The organism is Pseudomonas sp. URIL14HWK12:I6 (assembly GCF_000514195.1).
GTDB lineage: Bacteria > Pseudomonadota > Gammaproteobacteria > Pseudomonadales > Pseudomonadaceae > Aquipseudomonas > Aquipseudomonas putida_A.
The window spans coordinates 1-18,116 of record NZ_AZVL01000025.1 but is presented as its reverse complement, the minus strand read 5'-3'; the positions used below and the strand labels follow the sequence as shown (position 1 = coordinate 18,116).

The window sequence follows — 18,116 nt, the reverse complement described above, 5'->3', positions numbered from 1 at the left end:
TCAGTCAACTCATATGCTGGCTGATACGCCGCTATCGCGAGCAGGCTCACTCCTACAGGGGGATTGCGGGGTTATTTGCAGGCGTTGGCGATGGCCTCGGCCAGCAATGCCAGGCGCGTGGCGTCGATCCCGGCGACGTTGGCCCGACCCGAGCTGACCATGTACACGCTGTGCTGCTCACGCAGTTGTTTGACCTGCTCCGGCGACAGCCCGGTGTAGGAGAACATTCCGCGTTGCACGCCAATGTGCGCAAAGCGCTCGCGCAGACCGTGTGGTTCCAGTGCTTCGACCAGACCGCTGCGCAATTGGGCGATGCGCAAGCGCATGGCTTCCACTTCATCGGCCCAGCGCGCTTTCAGCTCCGTGTCGGCGAGGATGGTCGCCACCACGGCCGCGCCGTGATCCGGTGGCGTCGACCACAGGTTGCGGGCGATGTTGGCCAGTTGGCTGCGGATGTCGATCAGCTTGTCGGCGGTTTTCGCGCAGACAATCAGCGCGCCGGTACGGTCGCGGTACAGGCCGAAGTTCTTCGAGCAGGAGCTGGTGATCAGCAGCTCAGGCACCTCGGCGGCGAACAGTCGGGTCGACCACGCGTCCTGTTCCAGTCCTTCTCCAAAGCCCTGGTAGGCAAAGTCGATCAGCGGCAGCAGGTCACGGCGGCGCACCACGTCGAGCACACGCTGCCAGTCGTCATGGTTCAGGTCGAAACCGGTCGGGTTGTGGCAGCAGGCATGCAGCAGCACCACGTCGCCTTGCGGCACTTCGTTAAGCACGGCGAGCATCGCATCGACGTCGAGGCGGTTGTCGCTGCCCACGTACGGGTAGTGACTGACCTTGACTCCGGCGGCGGCGAAAATCGTTTCGTGGATCGGCCAGGTCGGATTGCTCAGCCACACGCCCTTGCCCGGCAGGCATTGGGCGATGAAGTCGGCCGCCAGGCGCAGGGCACCGGTGCCACCCGGAGTCTGGGTGGCGCCGGCGCGCTGCTCGGCGATCAGCTTCGAGTCGGCGCCGAGCACCAGCTCATTGATGACCTTGCCGAACAATGGATTGCCGTGACCGCCGATGTAGGTCTTGGTGTCCTGGCTTTCGACCAGTCGCGCCTCGGCGATTTTCACCGCTTCGGGGATCGGCGTCAGGCCCTGGGCATCCTTGTAGACGCCAACGCCGAGGTCGAATTTGCGCGGGTTAGTGTCCTGCGCATAGGCCTCCATCAAACCGAGGATCGGGTCGCCGGGTACCCGGCCGATGGCGTCAAAGTGCATTACTTGCGTCCTTCTGCGGTCTTGGCCACTTCGTCAGTGCGCGCAGCCATGATGAAGTCGTTGCGGTGCAGGCCTTTGATCGAGTGGCTCCACCAGGTCACGGTGACTTTGCCCCACTCGGTCAGCAGACCCGGGTGGTGCCCTTCGGCCTCGGAGATCTCGCCGACGGCGTTGGTGAACGCCAGAGCATGCTTGAAGTTCTTGAACAGGAAGACCTTCTCCAGCTGCATGATGCTGTCGCGTACTTCGATGTTCCAGTCCGGGATCTGCTTGATCAGGATCGGCAGTTCTTCGTCGCTGACTTGTGGCGCATCGGCACGGCAGGCTTCGCAGTGGGCTTGGTTCAAAGTGGACATGGTGTGATTCCTGAAATCGAGTGTGTTTTTTTTATAGAAGCTATCGGCCCGTCAATGCCGTCACGCTAAACCAAAGTGACGGCGACTGACAGACTCAATTCTCAGCAAAAGTCGCGGATCACGCGGCTTTCGGTTTTGGCGGAAACTTCGGTGCGTGCAACCCGAGCTGCATGCCTTGGCGAACCATGGCCATGATGTCTTCATGGGCGACATCGAACAGGCGCTTGAGGTTCGGCAGGACAAAGTACAGCGGCTGCAGAATGTCGATGCGATACGGTGTGCGCATGGCTTCCAGCGGATCGAAGGCCTGATGCTCGGGTTCGTCCGACAGCGAGTAAACGGTTTCTTTTGGCGAGGACAGGATGCCGCCGCCGTAGATGCGTTTGCCTTGCGGGGTGTCGACCAGGCCGAACTCGATGGTCATCCAGTACAGGCGCGCCAGATACACGCGCTCTTCCTTCGTGGCCTGCAGGCCGAGTTTGCCGTAGGTGTGGGTGAATTCGGCGAACCATGGGTTGGTCAGCAGCGGGCAGTGGCCGAAGATCTCGTGAAAAATGTCCGGCTCTTGCAGGTAGTCCAGTTCTTCGCGGGTACGAATGAACGTGGCCACCGGAAACTGTTTGCTGGCGAGCAATTCGAAGAAGGTCTGGAAGGGGATCAGTGCCGGGACGCGGGCAACCTGCCAACCGGTGGTCTCACCGAGCACCTTGTTGATCTCGCCCAGCTGCGGAATGCGGTCGTGGGGCAGACCGAGTTTTTCGATACCGTCCAGGTACTCCTGGCACGCCCGACCCTCGATCACTTTCAACTGGCGGGTGATCAGCGTGTTCCACACCGCATGCTCTTCGGCGGGGTAGTCGATAAAACCTTGCGCATCGGGCTCGCGGGCCACGTATTGCGTCTGCTTCATACTGCTCTCCTGCTAGGGGAATTCGTTCTTGTTATGTCCAGCGATGGACTGAGAATTACCCGAGAGTGCGGCGTGATGCAGCAGGTTGAGTGCGTTCCTGGTAGGAACAATCACTGCATTTCGTAAAAAAATCGTTACGCTTTGACTGATATCACGCATTTGCGGTGATTTGCAGGTTTGAAAAGGGCTGTGGCTGTCACATAATCTTGACAACTATCTGCGCGCCTCGACAGAAAAGTCGGGGCGCTATCCCTGTGGGAGCGGGCTTGCTCGCGAAGGCGGTGTGTCAGTCACCATTCATTCAGCTGACACACCGCCTTCGCGAGCAAGCCCGCTCCCACAGGGATTGTGTTTAACCCCTCATCCTCGTCGGGCCTCTTTATATGCGTATCAAAGTCCACTGCCAAAACCGCATCGGCATCCTGCGCGACATCCTCAACCTGCTGGTGGAGTACGGGATCAACGTTGCACGCGGCGAGGTCGGCGGCGAGCACGGCAACGCGATCTATCTGCACTGTCCGAACCTGATCAACATCCAGTTCCAGGCGCTGCGGCCGAAGTTCGAGGCGATTGCCGGGGTGTTTGGGGTCAAGCGCGTCGGGTTGATGCCCAGCGAGCGTCGGCACATGGAGTTGAATGCGTTGCTCGGTGCGCTGGAATTTCCGGTGCTGTCGATCGACATGGGCGGCTCGATCGTTGCGGCCAACCGCGCGGCGGCGCAGTTGCTCGGAGTGCGCGTGGATGAGGTGCCGGGGATTCCGCTGTCGCGCTATGCCGAGGATTTCGACCTGCCGGAACTGGTGCGTGCCAACAAATCGCGAATCAACGGCATGCGCGTCAAGGTCAAGGGCGACATCTTTCTCGCCGACATCGCGCCGCTGCAATCGGAGCACGACGACAGCGAAGCCATGGCTGGTGCGGTGCTGACCTTGCACCGCGCCGACCGCGTTGGTGAGCGCATCTATAACGTGCGCAAACAGGAATTGCGTGGCTTCGACAGTATCTTCCAGAGCTCGAAAGTGATGGCCGCTGTCGTGCGTGAAGCGCGGCGCATGGCGCCGCTGGATGCGCCGCTATTGATCGAAGGCGAAACCGGTACCGGCAAAGAATTGCTCGCCCGCGCCTGTCACCTCGCCAGTCCGCGTGGGCAGTCGCCGCTGATGGCGCTCAACTGTGCAGGGCTGCCGGAGTCGATGGCCGAGACCGAGCTGTTCGGCTATGGCCCCGGCGCGTTCGAAGGGGCGCGCGCCGAAGGCAAGCTTGGTCTGCTGGAGCTGACGGCGGGCGGCACGCTGTTCCTTGATGGCGTCGGTGAAATGAGCCCGCGCTTGCAAGTGAAGTTGCTGCGCTTTCTGCAGGACGGCTGCTTCCGCCGGGTCGGCAGCGACGAAGAGGTGTATCTGGACGTGCGAGTGATCTGCGCCACTCAGGTCGACCTGTCCGAATTGTGCGCGCGCGGCGAGTTTCGTCAGGATCTGTATCACCGCTTGAACGTGCTGTCGCTGCACATCCCGCCGCTGCGCGAATGCCTCGACGGTTTGACCCCGCTGGTCGAGCACTTCCTCGATCAGGCCAGCCGTCAGATCGGTTGCTCGCTGCCGAAACTGGCGCCGGCGGCGATGGATCGCCTCAGTCATTATCACTGGCCGGGCAACGTGCGGCAGCTGGAGAACGTGCTGTTCCAGGCGGTTTCACTGTGCGAGGGCGGCACGGTCAAGGTCGAACACATCCGCCTGCCGGATTACGGCGTGCGTCAGCCGCTTGGCGATTTCTCGCTGGAGGGCGGGCTGGACGAGATCGTCGGACGCTTCGAGAAAGCGGTGCTGGAGCGCTTGTATTCCGAACACCCGAGCAGTCGGCAACTCGGTAAGCGGTTGGGGGTTTCGCATACCACCATCGCTAATAAGTTGCGTGAGTATGAGGTCGGTAAAGACCCCGAGAGTTAACAGCAACACTGTGGTGAAAAGAGCTTTTGTGGTGAGGGGATTCATCCCCGAAGGGTGGCGAAGCCGCCCCAAACCAGCGAATGCGGTTCATCTGTTACACCACCATGTATGGATTGGGGGCTGCTGCGCAGCCCGTCGGGGATAAATCCCCTCACCACAGGTTCTTTTTCCATCTGCAACAATCGGGATTGCCGCCCAGCGGCATAACACCGCCGGTTTTTCGACTTCGATACATTTCCAATTTCCCCGCAAAACCCCGCAAGTCCTTTGTTTACCGGGCCGCAAGCCGCCAGAAAAAAGTTGGTCTGCAAATTGCTTATGGCTCAGCAGTACAGCGGTGGGCGGCAAACGTCCGGCATGCAGAGGAAAGAGTGTGGACAAGTACCTTTATGTGGCAATGACCGGCGCCAGTCAGAACGCACTGGCGCAAAAGGCCCATGCCAACAACCTGGCGAACATCTCCACCAATGGTTTTCAGCGCGACCTGGAGCAGGCGCGTTCGATGCCGGTGTTCGGTGACAGCTTTCCGGCGCGTGCGTTTGCCATGAGCGAACGGCCCGCCACCGACTTCACCGCCGGTTCGCTGGTGCAGACCGGGCGTGACCTCGACGTCGCCGTGACCGGCAACGGTTTTATTGCCGTGCAGAACCCTAACGGTGGCGAAAGCTACGTGCGCACCGGCAGCCTGAACATCGACGCCCTCGGCGTATTGCGCGCCGGCAACGGCATGCCGGTACTCGGCAACGGCGGTCCGATCGCCGTGCCGCCGGAGCAGCAGGTCGAAGTTGGTGAAGACGGCACCATCAGTATTCGTGCGATGGGCGAAGGCCCGCGCGTCATGGCGGAAGTCGACCGGATCAAACTGGTCAACCCGGACATCAAGAACCTCAACAAAGGCCTCGACGGCTCGATCTACACCAAGGACGGCCAGCCGGCGCCGGCCGATGCCAACGTCAAACTGGTGTCGGGTTTCCTTGAGTCGAGCAACGTCAATGCCGTGGAAGAAATGACCTCGGTGCTGGCCCTGGCCAAGCAGTTCGAGTTGCACGTCAAGATGATGAACACCGCCAAAGACGACGACCAGGCCATGGCTCGGGTCTTGCAGATCAGCTAATTATCAGAACGTCGCGCCGTAAAACAGGCGCACGAGGAGAATCGAATGCTTCCGGCTCTATGGGTTGCCAAAACCGGTCTGTCCGCCCAGGACACCAACCTGACCACCATTTCCAACAACCTGGCGAACGTCTCGACCACGGGTTTCAAACGTGACCGTGCCGAGTTCCAGGACCTGCTGTATCAGATCAAGCGTCAGCCAGGCGCCCAGTCGACCCAGGACAGCGAACTGCCGTCGGGTCTGCAACTGGGTACCGGTGTGCGCATCGTCGGCACCCAGAAAAACTTCACCGCCGGCAGCCTGCAAACCACCGAGCAGCCGCTGGACATGGCCATCGACGGTCGCGGTTTCTTCCAGATCCTGCAGCCGGACGGCACCACGTCCTACACCCGTGACGGTACTTTCCACCTCGACTCCAACGGTCAGATCGTCAACGCCAGCGGTTTCGCCCTGGAACCGGCCATCGTCATCCCGAACAACGCGCAGAGCTTCACTGTCGGCACCGACGGCACCGTGTCGATCACAGTGCCAGGCAACCCGGCCGCTCAGGTGATCGGCAACCTGCAAACCGCCGACTTCATCAACCCGGCCGGTCTGCAAGCAGTGGGCAACAACCTGTTCCTGGAAACCGCTGCTTCCGGCGCGCCGCAAATCGGCACCCCGGGCCTGAACGGTTTCGGTACCACGCTGCAGAACACCCTGGAAGGTTCCAACGTCAGCACCGTTGAAGAGATGGTCAACATGATCACCACTCAGCGCGCTTACGAGATGAACTCCAAGGTGATTTCCACCGCCGACCAGATGCTCTCGTTCGTAACGCAGAATCTGTAATCAAGTCTATGGGGCGGCCTGAGGTCGCCAGCAACACCGTGAGGTAGGGTCATGAAACGCTTCGTATCTGTTCTGGCATTGGGTGGGGTCGTCTCGCTCGCGGGCTGCGTCGCACCGACGCCCAAGCCCAATGACCCTTATTACGCTCCGGTGTTGCCACGCACGCCATTGCCGTCTGCGGCCAACAACGGCTCGATCTATCAGGCCGGTTTCGAACAGAACCTGTACAGCGACCGCAAGGCATTCCGGGTCGGTGACATCATCACCATCACCCTGAACGAGAAGACTCAGGCGAGCAAGAACGCCAACTCGCAAGTGGCCAAGAACAGCAAGACCGGCATCGGCCTGACTTCGCTGTTCGGCGGCAGTGGCACCACCAACAACCCGTTGGGTGGCAATGATCTGAGTCTCGACGTCGGCTACAGCGGCGACCGCGCGACCAAGGGCGACAGCAAGGCGGCGCAGGGCAACACCCTGACCGGTTCGATCACCGTGACCGTGGCCGACGTGTTGCCCAACGGCATCATCGCCGTGCGCGGCGAGAAGTGGATGACCCTCAACACCGGCGACGAGCTGGTGCGGATTGCAGGTCTCGTGCGTGCCGATGACATCGCCACCGACAACACCGTGTCGTCGACCCGTGTCGCCGATGCGCGCATCACCTACTCGGGCACCGGTTCGTTTGCCGATGCGAGTCAGCCAGGCTGGTTCGACCGTTTCTTCCTCAGCCCGCTGTTCCCTTTCTAGGTGGCGACTTTGAATTTCAAGAGCCTCATGCTGGCTGCGGCCCTGTTGTCCGCAGCCTTTGGTGCCCACGCCGAGCGGCTGAAAGATATCGCCAGCATTTCCGGCGTGCGTTCCAACCAGTTGATCGGTTACGGCCTGGTGGTCGGGCTTAACGGCACCGGCGACCAGACGACGCAGACCCCGTTCACCCTGCAGACCTTCAACAACATGCTCTCGCAGTTCGGCATCAAGGTGCCGCCGGGATCGGGCAACGTGCAGTTGAAAAACGTCGCGGCGGTGTCGGTGAGTGCCGATCTGCCGGCGTTCGCCAAACCGGGTCAGCAGGTCGACATCACCGTTTCGTCCATCGGTAACTCCAAGAGTCTGCGCGGCGGCACCCTGTTGCTGACCCCGCTCAAGGGTATCGACGGCAACGTCTACGCCATCGCTCAGGGCAACCTGGTGGTCGGTGGTTTCGATGCCGAAGGGCGTGACGGTTCGAAGATCACCGTCAACGTTCCGTCGGCCGGTCGTATCCCCGGCGGTGCGTCGGTGGAGCGTTCGGTACCGAGCGGTTTCAACCAGGGCAACAGCCTGACGCTGAACCTCAACCGTTCCGACTTCACCACGGCCAAGCGTATCGTCGACAAGATCAACGACATGCTCGGCCCTGGCGTGGCGCAAGCCATCGACGGCGGCTCGATCCGTGTGACGGCGCCGCTCGATCCGAGCCAGCGCGTCGACTACCTGTCGATCCTCGAAAACCTTGAAGTCGATCCGGGTCAGGCGGTGGCGAAAGTCATCATCAACTCGCGCACCGGCACCATCGTCATCGGCCAGAACGTGAAAGTTTCGCCGGCCGCCGTGACTCACGGCAGCCTGACCGTGACCATCACCGAAGACCCGATCGTCAGTCAGCCGGGCCCATTGTCCAACGGCCAGACCGCGGTGGTTCCACGTTCGCGGGTCAACGCCGAACAGGAAGCCAAGCCGATGTTCAAGTTCGGCCCGGGCACCACCCTCGACGAGATCGTGCGGGCGGTGAACCAGGTTGGCGCGGCACCGGGTGACCTGATGGCCATTCTCGAAGCACTGAAGCAGGCCGGCGCGTTGCAAGCCGACCTGATCGTGATCTGAGGACGGCGACCATGGATATGCGCAAAGGCAGTCTGGTGGGTACGGGCGATTCGGGTTCGTACTCCGACCTCAATCGTCTGAACCAGCTCAAGGTTGGCGACAAGAACAGCGATGCGAACATGCGCAAGGTGGCGCAGGAATTCGAATCGCTGTTCCTTGGCGAAATGCTCAAGTCGATGCGTTCGGCCACTGAGGCATTGGGTAAAGACAACCCGATGAACACCCCGGCGGCCAAGCAATATCAGGAAATGTACGACCAGCAACTGGCGGTGTCGCTGTCCCGCGAGGGCGGCGGTATCGGTCTGGCCGACGTGCTGATGAAGCAGATGTCGAGGAACAAACCGCTAGCACCGGGTGAGGCTGCGGCCGCGTCCGCTGCCAAGCAGGAAGCGGCGAAAGCCGCTGCGGTGCAGACCCCGATTGCCGCCGGCACCACCGCCACCAATGGGCCGTTATCGCGGCTCAATGGCGAGCGTCCGTTGTGGGCCTCGCGTTCCGGGCGTGTCGCCAATACCGAAGCCTCGCACAGCAATGACATGGCAATGATCAACAAACGTCGTCTGGCATTGCCGCCGAAACTGGCCGATCGTTTGCTCGCCGGTCTGGTGCCTTCCGCCACGCCGACTGCCACCAATGCCTTGCCGCAACGTGCGGCGACCACGGCCGCCACCGGCGCCGGCCCGCTGTACAACGGCGACTGGCTGACCCGTGCCGAAGACGCCAAGGCGTCCGGCGGGCAGATGCAGATTTACGGCCGGGCGATGGCGCAGATTCCGCTGGCACCGGCCAAGCGCGCTTTCAGCTCCGCCGATGAATTCGTCAACACCATGTTGCCGATGGCCAAAGAAGCCGCCGCGCGTATTGGCGTCGATCCGCGTTATCTGGTGGCGCAAGCCGCACTGGAAACCGGCTGGGGCAAATCGGTCATGCGGGCCCAGGATGGCAGCAGCAGTCACAACCTGTTCGGCATCAAGGCCAGCAGCAACTGGACCGGCGATTCGGCCCGGGCGATCACCAGCGAGTTCCGCAACGGGCAGATGGTCAAGGAGACGGCGCAGTTCCGTTCCTATGCCTCGTACAAGGACAGTTTCCACGATCTGGTGACTTTGCTGCAGACCAACAATCGCTATCAAGATGTCGTGAAGTCGGCCGATAACCCAGAACAGTTTGTACGCGAGTTGCAAAAGGCCGGTTACGCGACCGACCCGAACTACGCGACGAAGATTTCGCAGATAGCCAAGCAGATGAACAGTTTCGAAAACTACGCTGCGGCCGGCGTTTCAACGACGCCTCTATAAACACACGGTAAGGTTTGAATCATGAGTTTGCTCAATATCGGGATGTCGGGGTTGTCCGCGAGTTCTTCCTCTCTCGCGACCACAGGTAACAACATTGCCAACGTCGACACCGCCGGTTATTCACGCCAGCAAACCGTGCAGAGCACCAAGGCCTCGCAGCAGTTCGGCAACGTCTTCATCGGGACGGGGACGACCCTGGCCGATGTGCGCCGGGTCTACAACTCTTACCTCGAAAACCAGCTGCATACCGCCACCTCGCTCAATAGCGAAGCGGCTGCGTACGGTGCCCAGGCCACTGCGCTGGATGCCTCGATGTCCGATACCAACACCGGCCTGACCGGTGTGCTGCAGAAGTTCTTTACTTCGATGCAGGGCGTGGCGACCTCGGCCACTGATGACACCTCCCGTCAGTCGGTGCTGACCGGTGCGCAGGCCCTGACCAGCCGTTTCAATGCGCTGGCCAAACAGCTGAACGATCAGAACACCACGATCAATGGCAACCTGGGCGACATGACGTCCCAGGTCAACAAGCTGGCGACTTCGATTGCCAACCTGAACCAGAAGATCGGCGAGATTTCCACCAGCGGCGGCCAGCCGAACGATCTGCTCGACAGCCGTAACGAAGCGGTGCGTCAGCTCTCCGAGCTGACCGGTGCACAGGTCGTCGAGCGTGGCACCAGTTTTGACGTGTACATCGGCACCGGCCAGCCGCTGGTGATCGGCAACACCACCAACACCCTGAGCACCGTGCCGAGCAAGGACGATCCGACGCGCATGGCGATTCAGCTGGACCGCGGCTCAAGCGTGATCGACATCACGTCGGCCATGAGCGGTGGCGAAATCGGTGGCCTGCTGACCTATCGCAAAGAAGTGCTCGACCCTTCGCTCAATGAGTTGGGGCGTGTCGCGCTGGTGGTGGCCGATCAGGTCAACAGCCAACAAGCCCAGGGCATCGACAAGAACGGTGACTTCGGCGCAGCGATCTTCAACAACATCAACAGTGCCGCACTGGTCAGTCAGCGCAGCATTGCGCAGTCGACCAATAGCGCCGGCTCGGGCAACCTTGATGTCACCATCAAGGACACCGGCAAGCTGACCACCAGCGATTACCAGGTGACCTTCACCAGCGCCACCAACTATTCGGTCAAGCGCTCCGATGGCACTGACATGGGCTCGTTCAGCACCACGACCACGCCACCGCCGGTAATCGACGGCTTCACCCTGGCCCTCAACGGCGGGGCGCTGAGCGCTGGCGACACCTTCAAGGTGACGCCGACCCGTAACGCGGCCAGTTCCATCCAGACCGTATTGACCGATCCGAAGAAAATCGCTGCGGCAGCGCCGTTGACCGGCGTGGCCAGTGCCAACAATTCGGGTACCTACACCCAGCCGACGCTGACTGATTCGTTCGACATCTACAACCCGGCGTCGCAGACCGAGTTGCAGAATGCGCTCAAATATTCGACGCCGGTCAAACTGGTGTTTGGTGCGGTCGCCAGCGGCAGCCAGTCGTACAACATGGTCGACGCCAAGGGCAACACCATCGGTTCGGGCACCATCGTGCCGGGGCAGGCCAACACCTTGAACCTCAAGGTCGGCATGGTCGACTCCACCGGTGCTCCGGTGATGGACACCACGGTCACGCCGAACGTGCAGAAGACCTTCACCGTACAGACCACCGTGGGCGCGACGCCGAAGTCCGGCGAAACCTTCACCATCAACCTGACCGGCGCGGCGTCTTCGGACAACCGCAACGCACAGACACTGGTTGGCCTGCAGACCAAGCAGACCGTGGACACCGGCAGCGGCAGCAAGGGCATCAGCCTGACCGACGCCTACAACAAACTGGTGACCAACGTCGGTACCAAGGCTGCGCAGAGCAAGTCCGACAATGACGCCACCTCGGTGATCCTCGATCAGGCCAAGGGCGCGCGTGATTCGCTGTCCCAGGTCAACCTCGATGAAGAGACCGGCAACCTGGTCAAGTATCAGCAGTACTACACAGCGTCTTCGCAGATCATCAAAGCTGCGCAGGAAACCTTCGCCACGCTGATCAACAGTCTTTAAGGAGTCGTAATTCATGCGCATTTCCACCGCCCAGTATTACGCGACGCAAGCTGCTCAATATCAGCGCAACTACAGCAAGACGGTCGCGACCGCCAACGAAGCGAGCAGCCTGCAGCGCATCAACACCGCTGCCGACGATCCGATCGGCGCCGGTCGCCTGCTCAAGCTGGGTCAGCAAAGTGCGATGCTCGACCAGTATCAGGGCAACATCGACACCACCAAGAGTTCGCTGACCGTGCAGGAGTCGACGTTGAACTCCATCACCACGGCTCTGCAGCGCGCCAAGGAAATCGGCCTGGCCGCCAACAACGGTATCGCCACCGACGACAACCGCAAGGCGTACGCGGCGGAACTGAGCCAGATCCAGCAACAAGTGCTGGGCCTGATGAACTCCAAGGATGCCAACGGCAACTACCTGTTCTCCGGTTCCAAGACCGATACCGCGCCGTACTCGCAAAACGTCGACGGCACCTACACCTATAACGGTGACCAGACCCAGATCAACCTGGGCATTGGCGACGGTATGTCGGTCGCGACCAATACCACCGGTTGGGACGCCTTCCAGCAGACCATCAACACCAGCCGCACCCAGACCACCATGACCGCTCCGGCGGTGGATGACGGTCGTGTGGTGCTGTCCAACGGTACGGTCGGCACCGCAGCGACCTACAACGCCAAGTTCACGGCGGGCCAGCCATACACCGTGGATTTCATCAGCAGCACGCAGTTGAAAATCACCGATGCCCTGGGCAACGACGTGACGTCCGAGGCCAGCCAGAACGGCCTGATCAGCAACAGCAATGGTGCCAACCAGACCGTCAGCTTCCGTGGCGTCGACATGAAGTTGAACATCAACCTCAAAGCCGGCGACACCAACCCGGATGCGGTCATCGCCGGTCACAGCTTCCAGCTGTCGGCCACGCCTGATTCGTTCACCACTGCGCGCAGCCCGGGCAACCCGTCGACGGCGGTCATCACCGGCTCCAGCGTGACCAACCAGGCGGCGTACAGCGCGGCCTTCCCGTCGGGCGGCGGCGCGGTGCTGAAGTTCACCAGCGCCACCGATTTCGACCTGTACGCGGCCCCGGTGACCGCTGACAGCAAGCCAGTGTCGTCGGGCACCATGGTTGGTGGCAACGCCACGGCTGCCGGTGTGACCTTCGCCATCGGCGGTACGCCGGGCGCGGGCGATCAGTTCTCGATCCAGTCCAATAACCACCAGACCCAGAACGTGCTCGACACCCTGGGCCAGATGGTCACGGCGCTGAACATGCCGGTCGACGGTGATCCGGTAGCCAAGCAGAAATTCCAGGGGGCCATGGAGTCGGCGCTGGGCAACATCGACAGCGCCTCCAACCAGATTGGCGCTGCGGTGACCTCGATCGGTGCGCGCGGTCAGTCGCTGGATGACCAGGACACCACCAACCAGAGCCTGATCCAGGCCAACACCACGACCCAGGGTTCGATCCGTGATTCGGATCCGGCCGAGGTGATGACCCGCCTGACGTTGCAGCAGACCATGCTGCAAGCCTCGCAACTGGCGTTCAGCAAGATCAGTCAGTTGGGTCTGTTCAACAAGATCTGACGTTGGACGGGCGCCCCGGCGCCCGTTTGTCTCGTCCCTCAGTTAATGTTTTTTTGCGGTTTCATGGGCTCGCTTTACCGAGCGGGCTCGTACCGCCTGTGAGTCCGCCGTGAATCCACTTCCTCTCGTCAGTCTGGTCATTCCCGCCTTCAATCCGCGCTTCTTCGAGCGGACCTTGAACAGTGCGGTGAGCCAGACTTATGGCCAACTCGAAATCATTGTGTGCGACGACAGTCGCGGCAGCGAGATCGAAGCCATCACAGCGTCTGTGACCGAACAGACGGGTGTGGCCGTACGCTACGTGCGCAATCCACGGACGCTGGGACTGGTCGACAACCTCAAGGCTTGTCTCGAGCAGGCGCAGGGCGAGTACATCAAATTTCTGTGCGATGACGATCTGCTCTATTCCGCCTGCATCGAGCAGCAGGCCCATGAGATGCAGCGTGCAGAAGTCAGCCTGGTGGTGGCGCAACGGCTGCTCTGGGACGCAAACGACATCATTCTGCCGGCGCGCATCGAAAACACGCCGTTGTCGCCAGTCAGTGGCTTGCTCAAGGGCGACGACGTACTGGGCATCTTTGAAAAATTCCCGGTCAACGTGCTCGGTGGATTCAGCAATGCGCTGATGCGTCGTGCCGACGTCGTCGAGCTGTTGCCAGCATTGACCGAGGATGGCGCCTGCTTCGTCGCAACGCTGGATTTTGCCCTGTATGTCTGCCTGCTGCGGCGCGGCAATCTGGCGGTGTCCAACAGCGTACTCAGTGCCGAACGCCTCTACCCGGAGCGTCTGAGTGCACAGCAACCGATGAAGGATGCTGCGCAAGTCGAGCGCGAGTGGATTTCGCAAATGCTCAAGGCGCGCAGCGGTGAATCGGCGCCTGCGCCGGGATGGGTGCGTTATGTTCCGTTGTCCCGCGCTGATGAGTTGCCCCGGGTCTGGCAAGAGTTGCCCCTGAGTCGAACCCTGGGTACCAAGCAGAGCCGTCAGGAGTGGGGAGTCGGCGTCAACAGCTTCAGCTTCGGCGAACTGTACGCGCAGTGGCTGGGATGCCGGGTGCTCACCGAGCAGCAACGCCACTGGTTGCCGGAAACGCTCGCCAGTTGGCCCTGCCAGCCGCGCATCGTACCGATCATCATTGACGGGCAGGGCAGTCGCGATGGTCTGGAGCGCACGTTGGAGGCGCTCACTGCGCAGGATTATCCGCCAGAGCTGATCCTGGTCCTGTCCGCTTCGTGTACCGAGGCGCGCCTTGACGGGCGAGTGTTCCACATGCCGTTGCAGGATGATGGGCTGGAGCAGATCAACACACTGCTGCCGCAGCTCGAAGGGGCTGACTGGTTCTATCTGTTGCAGCCAGGCGATCGCCTGGTGGCGCCGGCGTTGCTGGTCATGGCCGACCGGATCGCACACACCCCAACCCTGACATGTCTGTACAGCGACGAAGGCAGCCTGCGCAGCGGCGAGTCGGCAGAGCCTGCGTTCAAACCGGATTTCAACCTCGACCTGATGCGCAGTTATCCCTATGTCGGGCGCGCCCTGGCATTCAAGCGCGAGCGGTTTCTGGCGCTCGGCGGCTTTGCGCCGACGTTTGCCGAACTGGCACCGCATGATGCGCTGTGGCGGATGGTCGAGAACGACGGCTTGCACGTCGTGGGGCACATCGCTGAAGTGTTGCTGGAGTCCAAATTCGACCTCTCCCAGTGGCTGACCGAGCCCGGTGTCGTGGCGCAAAGCCCGCGGATTCTCGAAGCGCATCTGCAACGCCTGGGGATTGCCCATGACATCCGCCGTGGCGGCAGCGAACTGCTCAACCGCGTGGATTATCAGCATGCGCGACGCCCGCTGGTGTCGGTGGTGATTGTCACTCAAGACCAGACGGCTGCATTGCAGCGCTGTGTTGAAACGCTGCTGGAAAAGACCGCTTACACCGAGTACGAGTTGCTGTTGGTCGACAACGGCAGCGAAAGCGCCGAGGCGCGGGTGTGGCTGGACGGCATGGCGCAACTGGGCAGCGAGCGAATTCGTGTGCTGAGCTATCCGCAAAAGGGTAATGCGGCGGCCGCGCACAACTTTGCGGTCAGCCATGCGCGTGGCGAGTATGTGTTGCTGCTCAATGCTTTTGCGGTGATCACTCAGGCCGACTGGCTCGACGAACTGCTCAATCATGCGCAACGCCCGGAAGTCGGCGTAGTCGGTGCGAAGCTGTTCAACCCGGACGGTGGTGTGCTGCACGCGGGGCTGATTCTCGGTTTGAACGGCCCGGTCGGTCTGCCGTTCTATGGCCAGCCCGTGCAGTCGGACGGGTACATGTTCCGCCTGCAAGCGGTGCATGACCTGAGCGCGGTTGGCGGCGATTGCCTGATGATTCGCAAGTCGGTCTTCGAGGTTGCCGGTGGGCTCGACGAACAGGATCTGAAGCAGACGTTGAACGTCGTGGATCTGTGTTTGCGGGTCGGCCGCGAAGGCTACCTGGTGGTATTGAATCCCCACGCCATGCTCGCAGTGGGCGCACGCCCGAGCGCCGCGGCGACGACTGAAGACGAAGCGCTGTTCGCCGAGGAAAGGGAAACCTTCTACCAGCGCTGGTTGCCAACCATCGCCCGCGATCCGGCCTACAACATTAACCTGACTCTGCAGGGTGTCGGTGCTACCAACTTCAGTCTTGAGCCTGGCCTGCGAACCGGTTGGAGTGCCTTTTCCAAAGCGCAGTTGCCGAATGTGCTGGTGGTGCCGATCAACGCCTCGGCCATCGGCCATTACCGCATGAGTCAGCCGATGATCGAGTTGCAGGCGGCTAACAGAGTCGAGGGGCGCATTTGCTACGGTTTGCCGTCGATCATTGATATCGAGCGCCAGTCGCCTGATGTGATCGTGCTGCAAGGGCGCTATTCGGAACACGCCATCGATGAAATCCCGCCTCTGAAAAAATACTTCAATGCGCGGCGCATCTTCGAGCTCGATGACTACGTCATCGACGTTCCCCACCGCAATGCGCACATCCGCAACATGCCGAGCAAGCAGGACATGGAGCGTATGGTGCGACGTGCCATCGGTCTGTGTGATCGTGTGGTCGTATCGACCCAGCCCCTGGCTAACGTGCTGTCCGACATGCACCACGACATTCGTGTCGTACCGAACATGCTGTCCAAGGACTTGTGGAGCCACTTGCGCAGTCAACGCCGCACCTCGAAGAAACCACGGGTCGGTTGGGGCGGCGGGACCAGTCACCACGGTGATCTGGCGGTGATCGCCGATGTGGTGCGCGAATTGGCCAACGAAGTCGACTGGGTCTTCTTCGGCATGTGCCCGGACGATCTGCTGCCGTACATGCATGAGTTCCACGGCGTGATCGATCTGGAGATCTATCCGGCGAAGCTGGCCAGCCTGAACCTGGACCTGGCCCTCGCACCGCTGGAATTCCACGTCTTCAATGACTGCAAAAGCAACTTGCGGCTGCTGGAGTACGGTGCCTGCGGCTATCCGGTGATCTGCACCGACACCGAGGCCTACCGTGGTTATCTGCCGTGTACCCGGATCAAGACCAACAGCACGGACGAGTGGCTGCAAGCGATCCGCATGCACTTGGCCGATCCGGATGCCAGTTACCGCATGGGTGATGAATTGCGTGAGGTGGTGCTGCGTGACTACGTGCTGCGTGGCGATAACCTGCGGTATTGGGAGTATGGCTGGCTGGCGGATTGATCTGCGTTCGGCTACCGGAAAAAGGCGACCTGAAGGTCGCTTTTTTTTGTCCGTGAAGTGCGTGTCTGCGTTAAATGCCGACGGATTTGCGCGCGGATTAAAGCTTTGGTTTTTCCCTGTCGATATCAACGTATTCTCGATTTATCAATGTGCTTGGCGGGGGATGATCGCCACGCAAGCAGGGGCCGGTTCATAACAAGGCAAGGAAGAAGTAATGGCAGTTATAAACGGAACAAACGGCGCGGATACGCTGACCGGTACCAGTGGGGATGATGAAATCAATGGCCTGGCCGGCAATGATCTGATCAGGGGAAGTGCCGGAGCAGACAAGATCGATGGCGGTACCGGGACTGATACGGTGGACTATTCCACATCGGCTGATGGAATCAACGTCGACATCCGCTCTAATGCTGTCGGTCTTGCGGGCATCGGCGGCGACGCTCAGGGTGACACCCTGAGCGGCATTGAAAAGGTGATCGGCACGGCGTTCAACGACACCTTCAATCTCGATACGGCCACCGCGACGTTCGAGGGCGGAGCGGGGGATGATGTCTACGTTCTCAACGGTAGTGGCGGCACGGTTATCGAACAGTCGAGTGGCGGTAACGATGAAGTACGCAGCAACTTCGCCCAGATTTACCTGAGCGCCAACGTCGAGCGTCTGACCTATACCGGAACCGGTTCATTCACCGGTTGGGGCAATGCCAGCGACAACGTCATTACAGGAGGCGTTGGCAACGACTTCCTGTATGGCGGCGCGGGAGCTGATCAGTTTATCGGTGGTGCCGGTATCGACACGGTCGGCTATACCGATAGCACTGTCGGTGTCAGCATCAACCTGAAAACCGGCGTCAATTCCGGGATCGCGGCGGGGGATACCTACACCGGCATTGAACGAATCCTCGGCTCGAACGGCAACGATACATTCGTCGCCGATAGTCGGGTATTTGCCTTTGACGGCGGCGCCGGAGCGGCGGATGTGGTGGATTACTCGACATCCAACGAGGCGATCAATGTCGACATCCGCTATAACGCTGTCGGTCTCGCGGGCATTGGCGGCGACGCTCAGGGTGACACCCTGTTCGGCATTGAAAAGGTGATCGGCACGGCGTTCAACGACACCTTCAATCTCGATTCGGCCACTGCGACGTTCGAGGGTGGAGCGGGGGATGATGTCT

Annotated in this window: 13 protein-coding genes; 10 read left to right on the top strand and 3 right to left on the bottom strand. The window is 60.9% G+C overall.

Annotated features, from left to right (window positions below; genetic code table 11):
* Window positions 1-71 precede the first annotated feature (71 nt).
* From H043_RS0123795 to phhA, 3 genes are all read right to left on the bottom strand, one after another.
* On the bottom strand, window positions 72-1,265 hold the full coding sequence (locus tag H043_RS0123795; protein WP_027613960.1) for an amino acid aminotransferase: 1,194 nt from the start codon (window positions 1,263-1,265) through the stop codon (window positions 72-74).
* Window positions 1,265-1,621, bottom strand: coding sequence for a 4a-hydroxytetrahydrobiopterin dehydratase (locus H043_RS0123790; RefSeq protein WP_003222798.1), 357 nt, complete (start codon window positions 1,619-1,621; stop codon window positions 1,265-1,267). The genes H043_RS0123795 and H043_RS0123790 overlap by 1 nt, the downstream gene beginning before the upstream one ends.
* Before the next feature lie 118 nt (window positions 1,622-1,739).
* Window positions 1,740-2,531, bottom strand: coding sequence for a phenylalanine 4-monooxygenase (gene phhA / locus H043_RS0123785; protein WP_007965510.1), 792 nt, complete (start codon window positions 2,529-2,531; stop codon window positions 1,740-1,742).
* Window positions 2,532-2,914: 383 nt separating this feature from the next.
* Here phhA and H043_RS0123780 point away from each other — a divergent pair, with 383 nt between their 5' ends.
* The 10 genes from H043_RS0123780 to H043_RS0123735 all read left to right on the top strand — a co-directional run.
* Window positions 2,915-4,477 carry a sigma-54-dependent phenylalanine hydroxylase transcriptional regulator PhhR gene (locus H043_RS0123780; protein ID WP_027613959.1) on the top strand — a complete coding sequence of 521 codons (1,563 nt, stop codon included), beginning with the start codon at window positions 2,915-2,917 and terminating at the stop codon, window positions 4,475-4,477.
* Between the two features lie 373 nt (window positions 4,478-4,850).
* Window positions 4,851-5,591 (top strand): flagellar basal body rod protein FlgF, encoded by a 741-nt coding sequence (locus tag H043_RS0123775; RefSeq protein ID WP_007965507.1) that lies wholly within the window; start codon window positions 4,851-4,853, stop codon window positions 5,589-5,591.
* 45 nt (window positions 5,592-5,636) lie between these two features.
* The gene (flgG, locus tag H043_RS0123770) at window positions 5,637-6,422 is read left to right on the top strand and encodes a flagellar basal-body rod protein FlgG (RefSeq protein WP_003222804.1); all 786 of its coding nucleotides are present in this window, start codon (window positions 5,637-5,639) and stop codon (window positions 6,420-6,422) included.
* Between the two features lie 51 nt (window positions 6,423-6,473).
* A complete protein-coding gene (gene flgH, locus H043_RS0123765) occupies window positions 6,474-7,169 on the top strand; it encodes a flagellar basal body L-ring protein FlgH (protein WP_027613958.1) in 696 nt (231 codons plus the stop codon).
* 27 nt (window positions 7,170-7,196) lie between these two features.
* Window positions 7,197-8,285: a flagellar basal body P-ring protein FlgI gene (locus H043_RS0123760; protein ID WP_177325661.1), complete on the top strand. Its 1,089-nt coding sequence runs from the start codon at window positions 7,197-7,199 to the stop codon at window positions 8,283-8,285.
* 11 nt (window positions 8,286-8,296) lie between these two features.
* Window positions 8,297-9,583, top strand: coding sequence for a flagellar assembly peptidoglycan hydrolase FlgJ (gene flgJ, locus H043_RS0123755; RefSeq protein WP_027613956.1), 1,287 nt, complete (start codon window positions 8,297-8,299; stop codon window positions 9,581-9,583).
* Between the two features lie 21 nt (window positions 9,584-9,604).
* Window positions 9,605-11,650, top strand: coding sequence for a flagellar hook-associated protein FlgK (flgK, locus tag H043_RS0123750; protein WP_027613955.1), 2,046 nt, complete (start codon window positions 9,605-9,607; stop codon window positions 11,648-11,650).
* Window positions 11,651-11,663: 13 nt separating this feature from the next.
* Window positions 11,664-13,235 (top strand): flagellar hook-associated protein 3, encoded by a 1,572-nt coding sequence (locus H043_RS0123745; RefSeq protein ID WP_027613954.1) that lies wholly within the window; start codon window positions 11,664-11,666, stop codon window positions 13,233-13,235.
* A gap of 109 nt (window positions 13,236-13,344) precedes the next feature.
* Window positions 13,345-16,938, top strand: a complete 3,594-nt coding sequence (locus H043_RS0123740; RefSeq protein WP_027613953.1) for a glycosyltransferase — start codon at window positions 13,345-13,347, stop codon at window positions 16,936-16,938.
* Window positions 16,939-17,152: 214 nt separating this feature from the next.
* Window positions 17,153-18,116: calcium-binding protein (locus H043_RS0123735; protein WP_027613952.1), on the top strand; the 964-nt coding region annotated here is incomplete at its 3' end.

Coding starts and splice junctions, on each gene's coding strand:
- H043_RS0123795 (WP_027613960.1), bottom strand. CDS start 1,265: ATGCACTTTGACGCCATCGGCCGGGTACCCGGCGACCCGATCCTCGGT.
- H043_RS0123790 (WP_003222798.1), bottom strand. CDS start 1,621: ATGTCCACTTTGAACCAAGCCCACTGCGAAGCCTGCCGTGCCGATGCG.
- phhA (WP_007965510.1), bottom strand. CDS start 2,531: ATGAAGCAGACGCAATACGTGGCCCGCGAGCCCGATGCGCAAGGTTTT.
- H043_RS0123780 (WP_027613959.1), top strand. CDS start 2,915: ATGCGTATCAAAGTCCACTGCCAAAACCGCATCGGCATCCTGCGCGAC.
- flgG (WP_003222804.1), top strand. CDS start 5,637: ATGCTTCCGGCTCTATGGGTTGCCAAAACCGGTCTGTCCGCCCAGGAC.
- flgH (WP_027613958.1), top strand. CDS start 6,474: ATGAAACGCTTCGTATCTGTTCTGGCATTGGGTGGGGTCGTCTCGCTC.
- H043_RS0123760 (WP_177325661.1), top strand. CDS start 7,197: ATGCTGGCTGCGGCCCTGTTGTCCGCAGCCTTTGGTGCCCACGCCGAG.
- flgJ (WP_027613956.1), top strand. CDS start 8,297: ATGGATATGCGCAAAGGCAGTCTGGTGGGTACGGGCGATTCGGGTTCG.
- flgK (WP_027613955.1), top strand. CDS start 9,605: ATGAGTTTGCTCAATATCGGGATGTCGGGGTTGTCCGCGAGTTCTTCC.
- H043_RS0123745 (WP_027613954.1), top strand. CDS start 11,664: ATGCGCATTTCCACCGCCCAGTATTACGCGACGCAAGCTGCTCAATAT.